The following is a 13,837-nucleotide window of genomic DNA, read 5'->3' on the forward strand; positions in this document are numbered from 1 at the left end:
TACTCGTGGAAAAGTAAGTAGTAAGTTGAAAACTAAAACAGTTTAGCTTTTCTCTTCTTTATTGAAATATACTAAGTAGTAATACATTTGTTTTTCTTCGTCCCAGCCTTTTTCAACAAATTTTTCTGCACTTTCTGGATTAATAAAATCCATTTTAATCTGAATGTGAGTATCAAGATTAATCACATTTTTGATTGATTTTCTAGCGTCAGAAACGGCTGCGTTGGCAATTGGGAAAGATGTTACATCTTCAATGCTGTATTTTTCTCCTTTGTCAACTTTATAATTTTTAAATTCAGGAATTAAATCTGGATTGTCTAATACTTCATTTAAGAAATTCTGCTCTTCAAACTGATCATTTTTAGCGAAATAATTCACAGATCGGTTCATAAACATTACCTCTTCTTTTTTGTCTTCTGCTGGTAAAACAACATCTTTTGCGAAGTTCTGGCAGAATTTCAAATATTTTTTAGTGATGAAGTTTTCATCTTCAAAAGCATCAACAGACAAAAAGTGCTCTAACCAGTAACGCGCATCATAACGGTTGCTGTCTACAGTCAGGATTTTGTACCCTTCTTCTTTTTTATAGTTAAAAATCAAACAACCTTTATCTAATTTGCTCAGGTTAATACCTTGCTGCAAGATCATTTCAAGATTGCTGTTTTTTTCTTCAAACTGTAAAAAGTCAGCTTGTAACTCGCTTTTAAAAATTCCGATAGCATCAACAACATTATTGTCGATACTCAAATTTGTTAAATACGTTATATAAACCTCTCCGTTTTTAATATGCGGGTGATTTGATTGTTCGAACAAATGTGTAGTGATTTTTTTAGAAATCTCCTGCACATTCCCCGGATTAGCAAAAATCTCCGTTGCATATTTATACATGTCGTTATAATCCAAATCGACTTCGTGCGCAAACTGATAATAGTTTTCTTCTTTTTCTCTAAATGGCTTAAAAAAGTACTCTTTAATAAGAGGTACAATTTCGTCATTCAAATTAAAAGGCTGTTCCGATAAAAAAATCGCTTCGTTTCTGCTTTTGTTTCCTACGCGGTGTATCGAAAGCGTCTCGATGTGGGTGTTGAATAAATTGATCATTCTTTTTAAGGTGCTGAGGTTGTAAGCTTCTGAGGTTCTAAGTTTTTTAGTTATCTTTTAATTTTTTAATTAATGATACTAACATTCTTTCGATCTCGCGACTATCCTCATATAAATTGTTAAATTCTTCTTCTGTGAGATATTCTATATTTTTAGCAATTTCCAGTTGTGTTTGCATTTCAAATAAAGAACATAGAGAAATATATAAAAATCGAATAAAATCTTTATTACTTTCTCTTCCTGATCCTTCTGCAATATTACTTGGAATAGAAATTGAACTTCTGCGAATTTGTGAAGTTAATCCAAAAATTTCTTCTTTGGAAATTTTCTGGTTGATGTGTAAATTTTTGTGACTAATGAAATTGACTTTTGCCAAATTAAAAGTTTTTTGTAATGGCTCATTTTTATTATTTTAAATTTGCGTAAAAATAATAAAAAACCTACAAAAAAACTTAGAATCTTAGCGTCTCAGATTCTTAGAAACTTAACGTCAGTTCCAATTTTCCTCAAATCCAAAATCTTCAAAGCTGTCGTCGCCTTCAAACATATCAAGATCGTCTTCGTCTAAGTCGTCTTCAAACTCTCCGTAGATATCATCGTGCATATCGGCTTCAAAGTTTTTTTCACCGGCTTCGTCTGGCATTTCACCGTGAGCAAATAAAGTTTCCGGATAAATTGCACCAACAGATTCTTCTTCGATCGCAGCTAATTCTACTAAGAAAGTCCACATACTGATGAAATCGTAAACATAGATAATTTTAGTATTTTCTTTGTCTAAGATACTAGATAATGGATAATCGTTCATTGTTCGTTGTTCGCCAGGAACATCTCCAGTATCAAAAAGCGGAATTTCATCTTCCTGATTCCAAGTTTCATCACAAGTATAAAACGAAGCTACTTCAGATCCGTCAAAACCAAAAGCATTGAAGATTGCATTGTGTAAATCTTCAAGAGTATCCTCTTCAAGAATAGCAATGTCTCTAAAAATATCTTCTTCGGCGTCTAGAATAACTCTAAATTTATAAACCATAATCTTTGTTTTTATTGAGAGGTCAAAGGTAAAATATAAAAAACGAAATACGAATCATGAATCGTGATTTGTTGAAAAAAAAATGGTTTTGACAATTTACTTTGCAGTTTCAATAAATTGCAAAGCACGATCTAAAATCTCGTCTCTTCCTTCTTGAATTCCTTTGATTGTTTGTTTAATTTCAATATCTGGAACAATTCCAATACGTTGGGTTTCTTTTATATTTGGATAAAAAACACCATAACAGGTAAATGATGTTTGAAATCCTTTCATAACATGAAAACGAGCATTTGCACCATCAGCTCCTGCAGTTTGACTACCAATTATTGTTACATTAGGAGCTGCTTGTAAACACATTGCTGTATATTCAGAATGACTAATCGATTTTTCATTTATTAAAAGAATTACTTTCCCTTTGTAATAATCCGGGTTAATTCTTCCACAAGTTTCAATGCCATTTCTCCAAATATACATGCCTGGAAAGTTTAAATCGGGGTCAATAAATTTGACAAATTCCTTAGGTTTTGGATTTAAGTACTCAGCTATTGTATAATTAGTGTTTTGGGGGTAATTTCTGATATCAAAAATAATAGCTTTTGTTGATTGTAAGCTTTCAATCATATCAGGAACATCTTTGACTTTTAAAATTCCCATATCAACATAACCTATATTATGGTCTAAAACTTTAAACTTTTCTTTTTTAATTTTGGCACCTTTTTTATATTCATTTCTGTGAGAATCGTGTTCATTATACCAATTTATAGTTTTTGTTATATACTTTCCGTCTTCAAGAAATTCTAACTTTACAGTATCTGAATAACCAGATAATGCTGATTCCGTTAGTTTGTCCAGATAAACAGCTTCATTTGATGCAGCAATTAAATCTCTATTTTCTGCAATAATTTCTTTTATCGTTTTGTTATTTACTTTAGTAATGACAGTACCTATTTTTATATTTTGAGCTTCTGCTAGACTATCTGCGCGTATTTCTGTGACAACTATTTTTTCATCAATGATTTTACATTTAGCTGGAAAATAATTTAGGATTTTATTAGAATCTTGGCCTGAGTATCTATAAAACGTAACATGAGAGTCGTTAAGTTTAACAGTTAGTCGTTGCATTGCGTCGTAAAAATCGTCTTCATTTTTGGCTTCCATAAAAAGAGGAATCATTTTTTCTAAAGTGATATCCCATTTTTGATCCATTTGATATTTATATGGAAAAAAATATTCTACGTAATTCCAATATCTAAAAAGCGTTAAAATGCGTAAATTTTTATCGGTCCATTTAAAATCTGGATATTTAATTTCATTGTTAAATTGTAAAATGTTATCAGATTCAGGATCATATTGCACATAATACTGTTTTCCTTGATATCTATTATCTTCAACAAAATTTAATTTCTTGGACAGTTTTTTAGAAAAAAATTTAGAATCGTCAATCCATTTTAGATTCAAATTTTTTGTAAAATACTCCACTTTTGGATCTAGAGTATTGATTTTATAATTTTTAACTTCTCCCAGTGAACCAATCCAGTTTTCTAGAACTAATGAAAATTCTTCTTGGGTCTGGGCTTTTTCAACTTGAGATAAAATTAAGAATAACTGCTCGTCCCAATTTTTACTTCCATCTGCAACATTGGGATGATAATATTTTAAAAACCCCCAAATTTTACAAGTAGCAGCTAATTTTTGAGTTTCGGTAATTTTAATGTTGGCAAATGTGGTTTGAGTACTAACTAAAAGAATGAGTAAGTAGATTTTTTTCATTTGGAGGCTTTTTGATAAAAGTGAACTTTTATCAAAAATAGAATTATAAATGTAGAATAAAAATTCACTCACAAAAAAGCACCAAATCTCAATAATTAATTAGTGACAATTGTATTATTTTCTGCTTAATCTTTTACGGATTTTATGATAATGCTTATGATACGTACTATGACTTGGATAACTTCTGCTAGAAGTCATATTATTAAAAATCAAAGCGGTCGCTAATAAAATCAGTACGCCGATCAAAACCGGAGAAAGCACATACATATACCCCAAAGATTTTACTTTTTCTGTACCGATAACCGCAATCAATGCCGTTGCGCCTCCCGGCGGGTGAAGTGTTTTGGTAATCTGCATTAAAATTATGGCAATAGAAACAGCTAATGGCGCCGCGATATACATAATATCTGGAACTAATTTGTGAACTGTTACGCCTACAAGAGCCGAAACCAAATGCCCGCCGACTAAATTTCTGGGCTGAGAAAACGGACTCTGAATAATTCCGTAAACCAATACGCTCGAAGCGCCAAAAGAACCAATTAGATAAACGGCATCTGGTCCCGAAAAATGTATTGATTGTACATAAGCCAGAATTCCAATTCCGACAAAAGAACCTAAAAACGACCAAAAATGCTCTTTATAATCAATTAAAGTTTCTTTATAAAGAATGTATCGTGTTTTGCGGTAACTTCTTTTTATTTTCTGAACAGGCATAATTTGTAGTATTGTTTTGCTTCTTGTTTTTTTGCCACAGATTAAAAAAATTTTTTAATCTGTGGCAAAAAAATTAATCGATATGTTTTTTAATATACTTTGCTAGATATAAAGACATATATAATCTGTGGAAATCTTTTTAATCTGTGGCAGAAAATATTATTTAATCAAACTTGGAGCATACGTATAAACAGTATGCGGATAAATCATTTTTGCCGTGTATTTAGAAATTAAACAAACCGCTAAAATTGGTAAAAATAAAGTGTAATCGTTTGTTAAACCGCAAACTAAAAAGATAGCTGTAAAAGGCGCATGAATACTGGCGCTTAAAACAGCTGCCATTCCGATAATCATAAAATTTAAAGGAATTACCTGTGTATTAAAAAAGGTATTTAATATTGATGAAAGTAATAACCCTAAAAAAGCACCAATAAAAAGACTTGGAGCAAAGACACCGCCGTCACCTCCAGAAGCCAAAGTAATAGAAGTTACAATTGGTTTTAGAATTAAAATTCCGATGAAAGTCAAAGCCAAAGTTATTGTTAACGGAAGTTGTGTAGAATTACCAAAAATCATTTTTAATGAATGATAACCTTCTCCATATAATTGTGGAAATATAAATAAGGAAACACTTAAAACGATAGAACCGATTACAATTTTATAATAATGTTTATTGATTTTACCAAATTGAGATTTGAAAAACAACACACAACGTGTTAGATAAACTGAATTTACTCCAGCCAAAATTCCTAAAAGAATAAAATACGGAATCGCTTTTAGATGCCAGGTTGTGATTGAAACTGTAAATAAAGGCTCTTCTTTTAATATAGAAAGCAAAGCAAAAGCGATAGAAACCGCAATAACATTAGAAATTATAAAAGCTCTTGTTACTTTTCTTGAAATAACTTCGACAGCAAATAAAATTCCGGCAATCGGACTGCTGAATAAAGCTGTAATTCCGGCAGCAACACCTGCACAAATTAATTCGGTTTTGTATTTACGAAAAACATTTTCTTTTTGCTGCGCTACAGAACCAATTGTTGCAGTGGCTACAACGGTAGAAACTTCGATTCCGGTTGAACCTCCAAAAATAACCGTTAATAATCCGTTTATAAAGTGTGACGGGATTTTATAAGAAGGCAGGTTTTTTGCTGATTTAGTGCTTTCAAAAACCTCTTTGATTCCTTTGTTTTCTTTTTTCTTAAAAAGATACTGTCTTAAAAAATAAATAACAGATAATCCGAAAACTGGGAAAATAACGTAGTAAATTGGATTTACGCTAACTTCATGGAAGAAGATTCCTTCGTAATATTCGGTAATTTTTTTAAGTGAAATTCCTAAAAAAGCAGATAAGAAACCAATTAAAATAGAAACTATAACTAATTTTCGGAAGACAATAAATTGATGATTTTTTTTGATTTGCGCCGTTTTGTTCATCAGAAGTAAATTTGTAAATCGCAAAACTTTTATGCGATTCCACAAAATTAAAGAATCAAAGTAGTATTATCCTAATTAAAGAGCATATAATTGTGTTAAAGTTAATTATGTAAGAATTATCTTTTTTCTTTTTTCGAAAAAAATTTTTGCCACGAATTGCACGAATTGCACTAATTTTTTTGCCACAGATTAAAAATATTCACACAGATTTTTAATCATTTTAAATCCTTTAATCTGTAGCAAAAACAATTATTTACCGCTCATAAAACTCAATAGGTAATAAATCAGGATCGGCGATAAAAGTAAAGCGTTTATTGGTAGTTTCATCAATTCGAATCGGTTCAGAAACTATATTTTTTGAGTTTAAAAAAGTAATTGTTTCTTCCAGATTTATCACTTCAAAAGCCAGATGACGCAAACCAACCGCTTCTGGTCTTGAAGGTCGCTGCGGCGGATTTGGAAACGAAAATAATTCGACAATATAAGTGCCATTCAAAGCGAGATCAAGTTTGTACGATTCACGTTCTTCGCGATAAATCTCGCGGATAATAGTAAGGCCTAAAATTTGTGTGTAGAAATATTTAGACTGCTCATAATCCGAACATAAAATGGCAATATGGTGAACTTTGTTTAAGGTAAGCATTATTTTTTTGATTCAGGTTCTTGATTTAATTTTCGGATAACTTTTGCCGGATTTCCAACCGCCAGCGAGTTGTCGGGAATGTTTTTTGTAACCACAGATCCGGCGCCAATAACACAGCCTTTTCCAATAGTTACTCCAGGACAGATAACAGAGTTTCCGCCAATCCAGCAGTCGTCTCCAATTGTAACGGGATATGCATTTTCTAATGTTTTTCTTAATTCAGCGTCAAGCGGATGCGAAGCCGTATAAATCTGAACATTTGGTGCAATAAAAACATTATTACCAATAGTTACCGGCGCGCAGTCCAAAACCACGCAGTTTACATTAAAATAAACATTGTCACCACAAAACATATTATATCCGTAATCACAATGAAATGGAGGTTCGATATAAAAACCAGCTCCCGTATTCGGAATCAATTCTGCTAAGATTTCTTTTGCCTTTTTGGTTACGCGATATTCGGTAACATTTAAACGGTGTAAGGCGTTTTTTGCACTTCTGCGGTCTTTTACAAGAGAAGGATCAAAGGCATTGTAATATTCTCCCGAGATCATTTTTTCTTTTTCAGTTTTCATAAAGGCTTATATTTTTTTCTTAGCAATTTTTTCGTGTATTTTCAAGGTTTCCTGCAAAGCGGCAGAAGAATACCAAGGCGTTAATTCAGCTTCTAATAATTTTGCTTTAATTGCCGGATCTGTAGCTACAAGAGCTTCGGCTTCGGCAATGGTTTCAACATTAAAAATATAAATGCCTCTATAACTTCGGTCATTTTTCATGAAAGGTCCAGCAACAACCAATTTTCCTTCTTTTGCCAGTTTATTGATATTGGCCATATGACCTTCAAATAACTTTTGAGTTTCTTCTTTTGATGCTGTTGTATTTGTTCCTGATTTTAAAAGACAAAATACATATTTCTTCATTCCGTATTCGTCTGCTTTTAAAGATTTTGCCAGGTTTTCATCAAATTTAGGTTCAGTTTCCTGAGAAAATCCAAAGTTGTAAAATAGCAAAACAACAAATATAAGTAGTGTTTTTTTTATCTTAATCCGTATTTGTTAGCATTTTGTTTTTTATCAGTTCGATACTCTTTATAGAACCTACAGGAGTAATTTTTACATTTTGATTGCCTTTTGACAGATAAAAATAATAAGCAGTATTAGAACCAATTATATAAACTGTTTCAGATTTTTGGTCAGAAAAAGTTAGTACATGGTCATACTCTAATTTGTTTTCTTTTATTTTTTCAGAAAGAAAATGACCGCCTCCAAGTCCGTATCCAAGAAAAAAAGACAATAAAAAGAAAGCGCATGTTTTTACAGTATTAATAGTATAATAATCTTTTCTTTCCTCTTCTGATAATTCTTCTTTAGTATTGTTTTTTATTGGAAAGTTTTTTTGAACCCACCATGTATGTTCATATTTGAAGAGCAGTGACGGCATATTTGCAAAAAGTATAAATAATAATACGATTGCTATAAAAACAATTGGATGTGAGGTTAGTACCGCTATCGGACTAATCAGGATATCCATTATAGAAGAATAAGTGATAATATTAATCCCGATTTGATAATAGAAGATACTTTCTTTCATGATTCCAAATAGAACAAGAAAAATATAACCTACCGGAAGTAAATTCTGTATTTTTTCTATATTTTTTAGATCCATATTTTACAGGAGTTTCTTCAAAATAACAATCTGCCCCAAATGATAAACATCATGTTGAATAATTCCGTGAATGTGCTCATAATAAGTATGATTATTATTGGCATATATTTTACTTAGATCATCATCATTAAAATCCTCAAAAAAAGTATTCCAGGATTCCTGCGATTTTGCCAGACTTTGAAGCGATTGTTCCCAGGCAGCTTCAGACGGATCTAAAACGGGTACAAAATAATTATGATCTGGAGCTGTAATAGTTTCGCCCTGTACACGTTTTAAAATACTTCTTCTCCATTGTATAAGATGATTAACAATTTCCCAAATCGTATTTAGATTCGGATTTATTTTCCTGTAAGCCTGCTCTGCGCTTACGTTTTTTAAGGTATTTGCCAAAGTGACTTCAAGCCACGGTTCTCCATTATAGATGGATTGATATAAATTCGAAATTCTTTTGCTTTCAGACATATTATTAAATTTTTAAAACAGAGAAGCTAAGATACAAATAAGTAATTTACAACTCATCCCTTAAATTCTACAATTGGGTTATTAAATATTTTTTAACTAAAACTGTTAAAATATATTTGCCTCATCAAAAACCAATAGTATGAAAACCAAGTTACTTTTTACCATAACATTTTTATTTACAACTGCTTTTATTTTTGCTCAAAATACCATTTCTGGAAAAGTGGTAGACCAAAAAGGAAAACCAGTTCCGGGAGCCAATATTTACATTGATGGAACTTACGATGGAGCGACAAGCTCTGAAACGGGAGAGTTTTCTTTTGAAACTACTACAACAGGAAATCAATCAATTGTCGTAAGTTTTTTATTGTATGAAACATTCAAACAAGAAATTGACGTTACCAATTATAAAGATCAAACGGTTAAATTAAGAGAGAATGTAAATGCTCTTGATGTGGTTGTAATTACGGCCGGGACATTAGAATCTGGAGACAAAGCCAGAGTTTCTGTTCTAAAACCACTTGATATTGTTACAACTGCAGGTTCTGCAGGAAATATTATTGCTGCATTGCAGACACTTCCGGGAACACAAACGGTTGGAGAAGACGGACGTTTATTTGTGCGTGGGGGAGAAGCAAGCGAAACTCAGACTTTTGTTGACGGACTTCGTGTTGCACAGCCATATGGCGCTACAACTAATAATTTACCAACAAGAAGCCGATTTTCACCTTTCTTGTTTAGCGGAATTGCTTTTTCTACAGGAGGATATTCTGCAGAATATGGTGAAGCTTTATCAAGTGTTTTGCTTTTGAATACGCAGGATGAACCAGACCAAAATAAAACGGATATTTCTTTAATGACGGTTGGTCTTGGAGTTGGAAATACTCAAAAATGGAAAAAAAGCTCTTTCAGCATCAATACCAATTATATTAATTTGGCGCCTTATCAAGCGGTAATTCCGCAAAATGTAGATTGGAATAATCCGTATCAATCTTTGGGCGGTGAAGCTGTCTACCGTTATCATTTTACAAACGGAATCTTTAAATTATATGCTGCTTTTGATTCTGAAAAATTCGATTTGAATCAGAAAAACATAAATTTTGTTGATCCGGTAAGAACAGATTTAAACAATAATAATTTTTATTTTAATGCTTCTTACAAAGGAGATTTTGGAACGGGCTGGCAGTTAACTTCAGGAATTAGTTACGGATACAGCAAAAATAAAATCAAATTTGATATTAGTGATGTGGACAGTAACGAGAATGCAGCACAGCTTAAATTAAAACTGAGAAAAAATATTTCGAATTATTTTAAATTGTCTTTTGGAGGAGATTATTTCATTACCAAATACAATGAAAATTTTGATGACAATGTTTCGATACAAGCAACAAATGGCTACGATTCTAATATTGCAGCATTTTATACAGAAGGAGATATTTTATTTTCTAAAAAACTGGCAATGAAAGTGGGTTTAAGACTCTCAAACAACAGTTTGTTAAGCGAAACCAATCTTGCACCAAGAGCTTCAATTGCCTATAAAGTTTCGAAAAACAGCCAGTTCTCTTTTGCTTATGGAGATTTCTCGCAAACACCAGTTGTTGATTATATCAAATATTCAAAATACCATCAGTTTGAAAGCGAAAAAGCACAGCATTATATTTTAAATTACCAGTTTACAAAACCAGGATCAACTTTTAGAGCAGAGGCTTATTACAAAGATTATAGTAATTTAGTTCAATACGATACAAAAGATATTCAATACAATTCAGTATTTAATAACAACGGTTCAGGGTATGCAAAAGGGTTAGATTTATTCTGGAGAGACAGTAATTTGCATAAAAATTTAGAATATTGGATTTCATATTCCTACATCGATTCTGAAAGACAATATAAAAATTTTCCAACTATGGCAACGCCAAGTTTTGTAGCCAATCATAGTTTGTCAATTGTAACCAAATATTTTGTAACCGATTGGAAATCACAAATTAGTTTAACCAATAGTTACAGTTCAGGACGTCCGTACAATGATCCAAATCAAACACAATTTATGAACGGAAAAACAAAATCCTATAATAGTTTGAGTTTAAGCTGGGCCTATTTATTAACAACACAAAAAATCCTTTACTTCTCTGTTTCAAATGTTTTAGGAACTCAAAATGTTTTCGGATATGATTACGCAAAAACTCCAGACGCAGGCGGAGTATACAACAGACAAGCGATAACGCCAACTGCAGACAGATTTTTCTTCATAGGTTTCTTCTGGACAATCAGCCAGAATAAAAATGAGAATCAGCTGAAGAATTTATAGGTGCTAAGGTGCTAAGGTTCTAAGATGCTAAGCTTCTAAGGTTCTGAGCTGCTAAGAGAAAAGCTTAGAACCTTAGCATCTCAGAACCTCAGAAGCTTAAAAAAAAACAATTCAGTCGCTAAATTCGACAACTCAGTATTATTTAATTTTTAAAGAATAAAATCTAACATACTTTTGAAGTATAAATTAATAACCAGAGTTTTAATCATCAATAAAAAACTTAGAAGCTTAGATATTCAGAACCTTAGAACCTTAAAAAAATGACAAAACTAATTACAATATTCACCTTATTCATCTGCAATTTATTGGCAGCGCAAAATTCAAATCTTACTGTAACTGTTTCAGGTTTAAAAAACAATACAGGAACTGTTAGAGTAGGATTGTACAACTCAGACGAAACTTTTCTTAAAACGACTTACAAAAGCACTGTTTCAGAAATCAAGAACAATCAGGCAACCGTAACTTTTGTTGGAATTCCCGCGGGAGAATATGGAGTTTCGGTTTATCATGATGAAAATAATAACGGAAAACTGGATAAAAATATGATGGGAATTCCTTCTGAAGATTATGCGAGTTCAAACAATGCAAAAGGCTTTATGGGACCGCCTTCTTATAAAGACGCTAAATTTACGCTTAACAAAGATTCAAAAATTGAAATATCATTAAAATAAAATCAACCAATAAATTAACCATTTAAAAAATAATAAATATGAAAAAGTTTATCACCGTAATTGCCTTATTTGTAGTAGTAATAAGTTCAGCTCAAACACAATTTGAACAAGGAATGGGAAAAGCATTCGGACTTTGGAAAGAAGGAAAAAATACAGAAGCTTCGGCAATGTTCGAAAGAATTGCTTCGGCAGAAAAAACACAATGGCTGCCTAATTATTATGTGGCACTTATAAATACTACAGCTTCTTTTTCAGAAAAAGATAAATCAAAAGTAGATTTGATGTTAACAAAAGCGCAAGATGCATTAGATGTAGAATTCATTAAAGATCAAAACAATGCAGAATTATATATTTTGCAGGCTTTAGTTTATACAGCTTGGGTTGTACAAGATCCTATGACAAATGCACAAAAATATTCTGGAAAAGTTATGGAGAGTTATGCAAAAGCAAAAGCAATAGATCCAAACAATCCGAGAGCGGTTTTTGGAGAAGCTGATTACCAATTGGGCGGCGCAAAATGGACAGGCGTTGATACAAAACCATTATGTGCTCAGGTTGATAAAGCTGTCGAACTTTTTGGTACTTTTAAACCAGCAACACCGTTTTCTCCAAAATGGGGATTAGACAGAGCATTAGAAGCTCAAAAAAATTGCAAGAAATAATATCAAAATAAGATTAAATGAAAGAATATAAAAATACATTTGGAAATTTGAAAAGCGGAACAATCATGTGCTTTAAGATTTCTATGCTTTTCACGATAATATTTTCAGCTTTTCTGGGTGCTGATTTAAATGTCAAAAATGTATTACTTACGTTCTTTTTAAGTTGCCTTTATTCTTTTGGACTTGGTTTCGGAAACGGATTTTTAAACGTTCTTTTGGATAGGAAATGGGATTGGCTGGAACAAACTAATTTAAGGGTTTATTACGGAATTTTAGTTACCATTTTATATACCGTTCCAGCGGTTTTAGGAATTAATTATATCGTTTTTGTAGTCGTTCAGGGAAGATCTTTTGATGATTTTTTTAGTGGACAAATGATCCTGGTTAATCTTTTCTATGTGATTTTGTCTTTAGGAGTTTCAACTTTTATGCAGGCTAGAAGTTTTATGATAAAGTGGAAGCAGGCATCAAAATTTGAAATAACACAACAAAAGATTATTGCAGGAACGGCAAATGCAAAATTCGAAAGTTTAAAGAATCAGATTGATCCGCATTTTCTTTTCAACAGTTTAAATGTTTTAAGTTCTTTGATTGAAGAAAATCCAGATAATGCACAGCGATTTACGACTTCTTTGTCTAAAATTTATCGCTACGTTTTAGAGCAGAAAGACAAAGAATTGGTTTCTGTAGAAGATGAATTGTCATTTGCAAAAACCTATATGAATTTATTGAAAATGCGTTTTGAAAACAGTCTGTTTTACGAAATGCCAACAACAGATATAAATCCAGATTCAAAAGTAGTGCCATTGTCTTTACAGCTTTTACTTGAAAACACTGTAAAACACAACGTTGTAAGCGAGCAAAAACCGCTGCATATTAGAATTTTTATTGATGGAGATTGTCTTGCGATTCAAAATGATTTTCAGAAAAAAGAAGTTTTGCAGGATCGTCAAGGTGTTGGTCTTCAAAATATTGTAAACCGATACGCCATTATAACCGACAGAAAGGTAGCGATTGAGCAAAACGAACAAACATTTACCGTTAAGATTCCAATTTTAACCAAACAAATTACAAGTATGGACACAAGTGCAGAATATAATGATGAAAACAGAGCTTATTTTAGAGCTAAGAAAAGAGTAGAAGAATTAAAAGGTTTTTATGCAAACGTAATTTCGTATTGCTGTATAATTCCGTTCTTAATTTTTATAAACTTAACATTTTCTCCTCAATTTCACTGGTTTTGGTTTTCGGCTTTAGGCTGGGGATTTGGAGTTGTAATGCATGCTTTTAAAGTTTTTGGTTATAGTTCTAACTGGGAAGAAAGAAAGATTAGAGAGATTTTACAAAGAGAGAATAATAAGCAGACCTGGAAATAGT

15 protein-coding genes are annotated in these 13,837 nt (G+C 32.0%); 4 read left to right on the forward strand and 11 right to left on the reverse strand.

The annotated features are described in order from the left end of the window. Nucleotides 1-42 precede the first annotated feature (42 nt). The 11 genes from EV144_RS12305 to EV144_RS12355 form a co-directional block, all read right to left on the reverse strand. On the reverse strand, nt 43-1,101 hold the full coding sequence (locus EV144_RS12305) for a nucleoid-associated protein (RefSeq protein ID WP_134149191.1): 1,059 nt from the start codon (nt 1,099-1,101) through the stop codon (nt 43-45). A gap of 46 nt (nt 1,102-1,147) precedes the next feature. Further along, complete coding sequence (locus EV144_RS12310) at nt 1,148-1,477, reverse strand: four helix bundle protein (RefSeq protein ID WP_317129082.1); 330 nt, start codon at nt 1,475-1,477, stop codon at nt 1,148-1,150. Between the two features lie 114 nt (nt 1,478-1,591). Further along, complete coding sequence (locus tag EV144_RS12315) at nt 1,592-2,131, reverse strand: IS1096 element passenger TnpR family protein (protein ID WP_134149193.1); 540 nt, start codon at nt 2,129-2,131, stop codon at nt 1,592-1,594. Between the two features lie 96 nt (nt 2,132-2,227). Further along, nucleotides 2,228-3,901, reverse strand: coding sequence for a S41 family peptidase (locus EV144_RS12320; protein ID WP_134149194.1), 1,674 nt, complete (start codon nt 3,899-3,901; stop codon nt 2,228-2,230). 114 nt (nt 3,902-4,015) lie between these two features. After that, on the reverse strand, nt 4,016-4,615 hold the full coding sequence (locus EV144_RS12325; RefSeq protein WP_134149196.1) for an HPP family protein: 600 nt from the start codon (nt 4,613-4,615) through the stop codon (nt 4,016-4,018). 159 nt (nt 4,616-4,774) lie between these two features. Beyond that, on the reverse strand, nt 4,775-6,052 hold the full coding sequence (locus EV144_RS12330; protein WP_134149197.1) for a chloride channel protein: 1,278 nt from the start codon (nt 6,050-6,052) through the stop codon (nt 4,775-4,777). Between the two features lie 253 nt (nt 6,053-6,305). Beyond that, nucleotides 6,306-6,695 carry a VOC family protein gene (locus tag EV144_RS12335; protein WP_134149199.1) on the reverse strand — a complete coding sequence of 130 codons (390 nt, stop codon included), beginning with the start codon at nt 6,693-6,695 and terminating at the stop codon, nt 6,306-6,308. Next, nucleotides 6,695-7,270 (reverse strand): sugar O-acetyltransferase, encoded by a 576-nt coding sequence (locus tag EV144_RS12340; protein WP_134149200.1) that lies wholly within the window; start codon nt 7,268-7,270, stop codon nt 6,695-6,697. The genes EV144_RS12335 and EV144_RS12340 overlap by 1 nt, the downstream gene beginning before the upstream one ends. 6 nt (nt 7,271-7,276) lie before the next feature. After that, nucleotides 7,277-7,705 carry a YciI family protein gene (locus EV144_RS12345; RefSeq protein ID WP_243854661.1) on the reverse strand — a complete coding sequence of 143 codons (429 nt, stop codon included), beginning with the start codon at nt 7,703-7,705 and terminating at the stop codon, nt 7,277-7,279. 31 nt (nt 7,706-7,736) lie between these two features. Beyond that, on the reverse strand, nt 7,737-8,360 hold the full coding sequence (locus EV144_RS12350; RefSeq protein ID WP_134149203.1) for a hypothetical protein: 624 nt from the start codon (nt 8,358-8,360) through the stop codon (nt 7,737-7,739). 3 nt (nt 8,361-8,363) lie between these two features. Then, nucleotides 8,364-8,822, reverse strand: coding sequence for a DinB family protein (locus EV144_RS12355; RefSeq protein WP_134149205.1), 459 nt, complete (start codon nt 8,820-8,822; stop codon nt 8,364-8,366). 139 nt (nt 8,823-8,961) lie between these two features. On the opposite strand from EV144_RS12355, the gene EV144_RS12360 reads away from it, so the two are divergent. The 4 genes from EV144_RS12360 to EV144_RS12375 all read left to right on the forward strand — a co-directional run bounded on the left by EV144_RS12360 (nt 8,962) and on the right by EV144_RS12375 (nt 13,836). Next, the gene (locus EV144_RS12360) at nt 8,962-11,127 is read left to right on the forward strand and encodes a TonB-dependent receptor (protein WP_134149207.1); all 2,166 of its coding nucleotides are present in this window, start codon (nt 8,962-8,964) and stop codon (nt 11,125-11,127) included. Between the two features lie 260 nt (nt 11,128-11,387). Next, nucleotides 11,388-11,798 carry a DUF2141 domain-containing protein gene (locus tag EV144_RS12365; RefSeq protein ID WP_134149209.1) on the forward strand — a complete coding sequence of 137 codons (411 nt, stop codon included), beginning with the start codon at nt 11,388-11,390 and terminating at the stop codon, nt 11,796-11,798. Nucleotides 11,799-11,836: 38 nt separating this feature from the next. Continuing rightward, nucleotides 11,837-12,460: a hypothetical protein gene (locus EV144_RS12370; RefSeq protein ID WP_134149211.1), complete on the forward strand. Its 624-nt coding sequence runs from the start codon at nt 11,837-11,839 to the stop codon at nt 12,458-12,460. A gap of 17 nt (nt 12,461-12,477) precedes the next feature. Then, nucleotides 12,478-13,836 carry a histidine kinase gene (locus EV144_RS12375; protein ID WP_134149213.1) on the forward strand — a complete coding sequence of 453 codons (1,359 nt, stop codon included), beginning with the start codon at nt 12,478-12,480 and terminating at the stop codon, nt 13,834-13,836. The last annotated feature ends 1 nt before the right edge of the window (nt 13,837 follow it).

The sequence above is a fragment of the Flavobacterium sp. 270 genome, from assembly GCF_004368785.1.
Taxonomy (GTDB): Bacteria; Bacteroidota; Bacteroidia; order Flavobacteriales; family Flavobacteriaceae; genus Flavobacterium.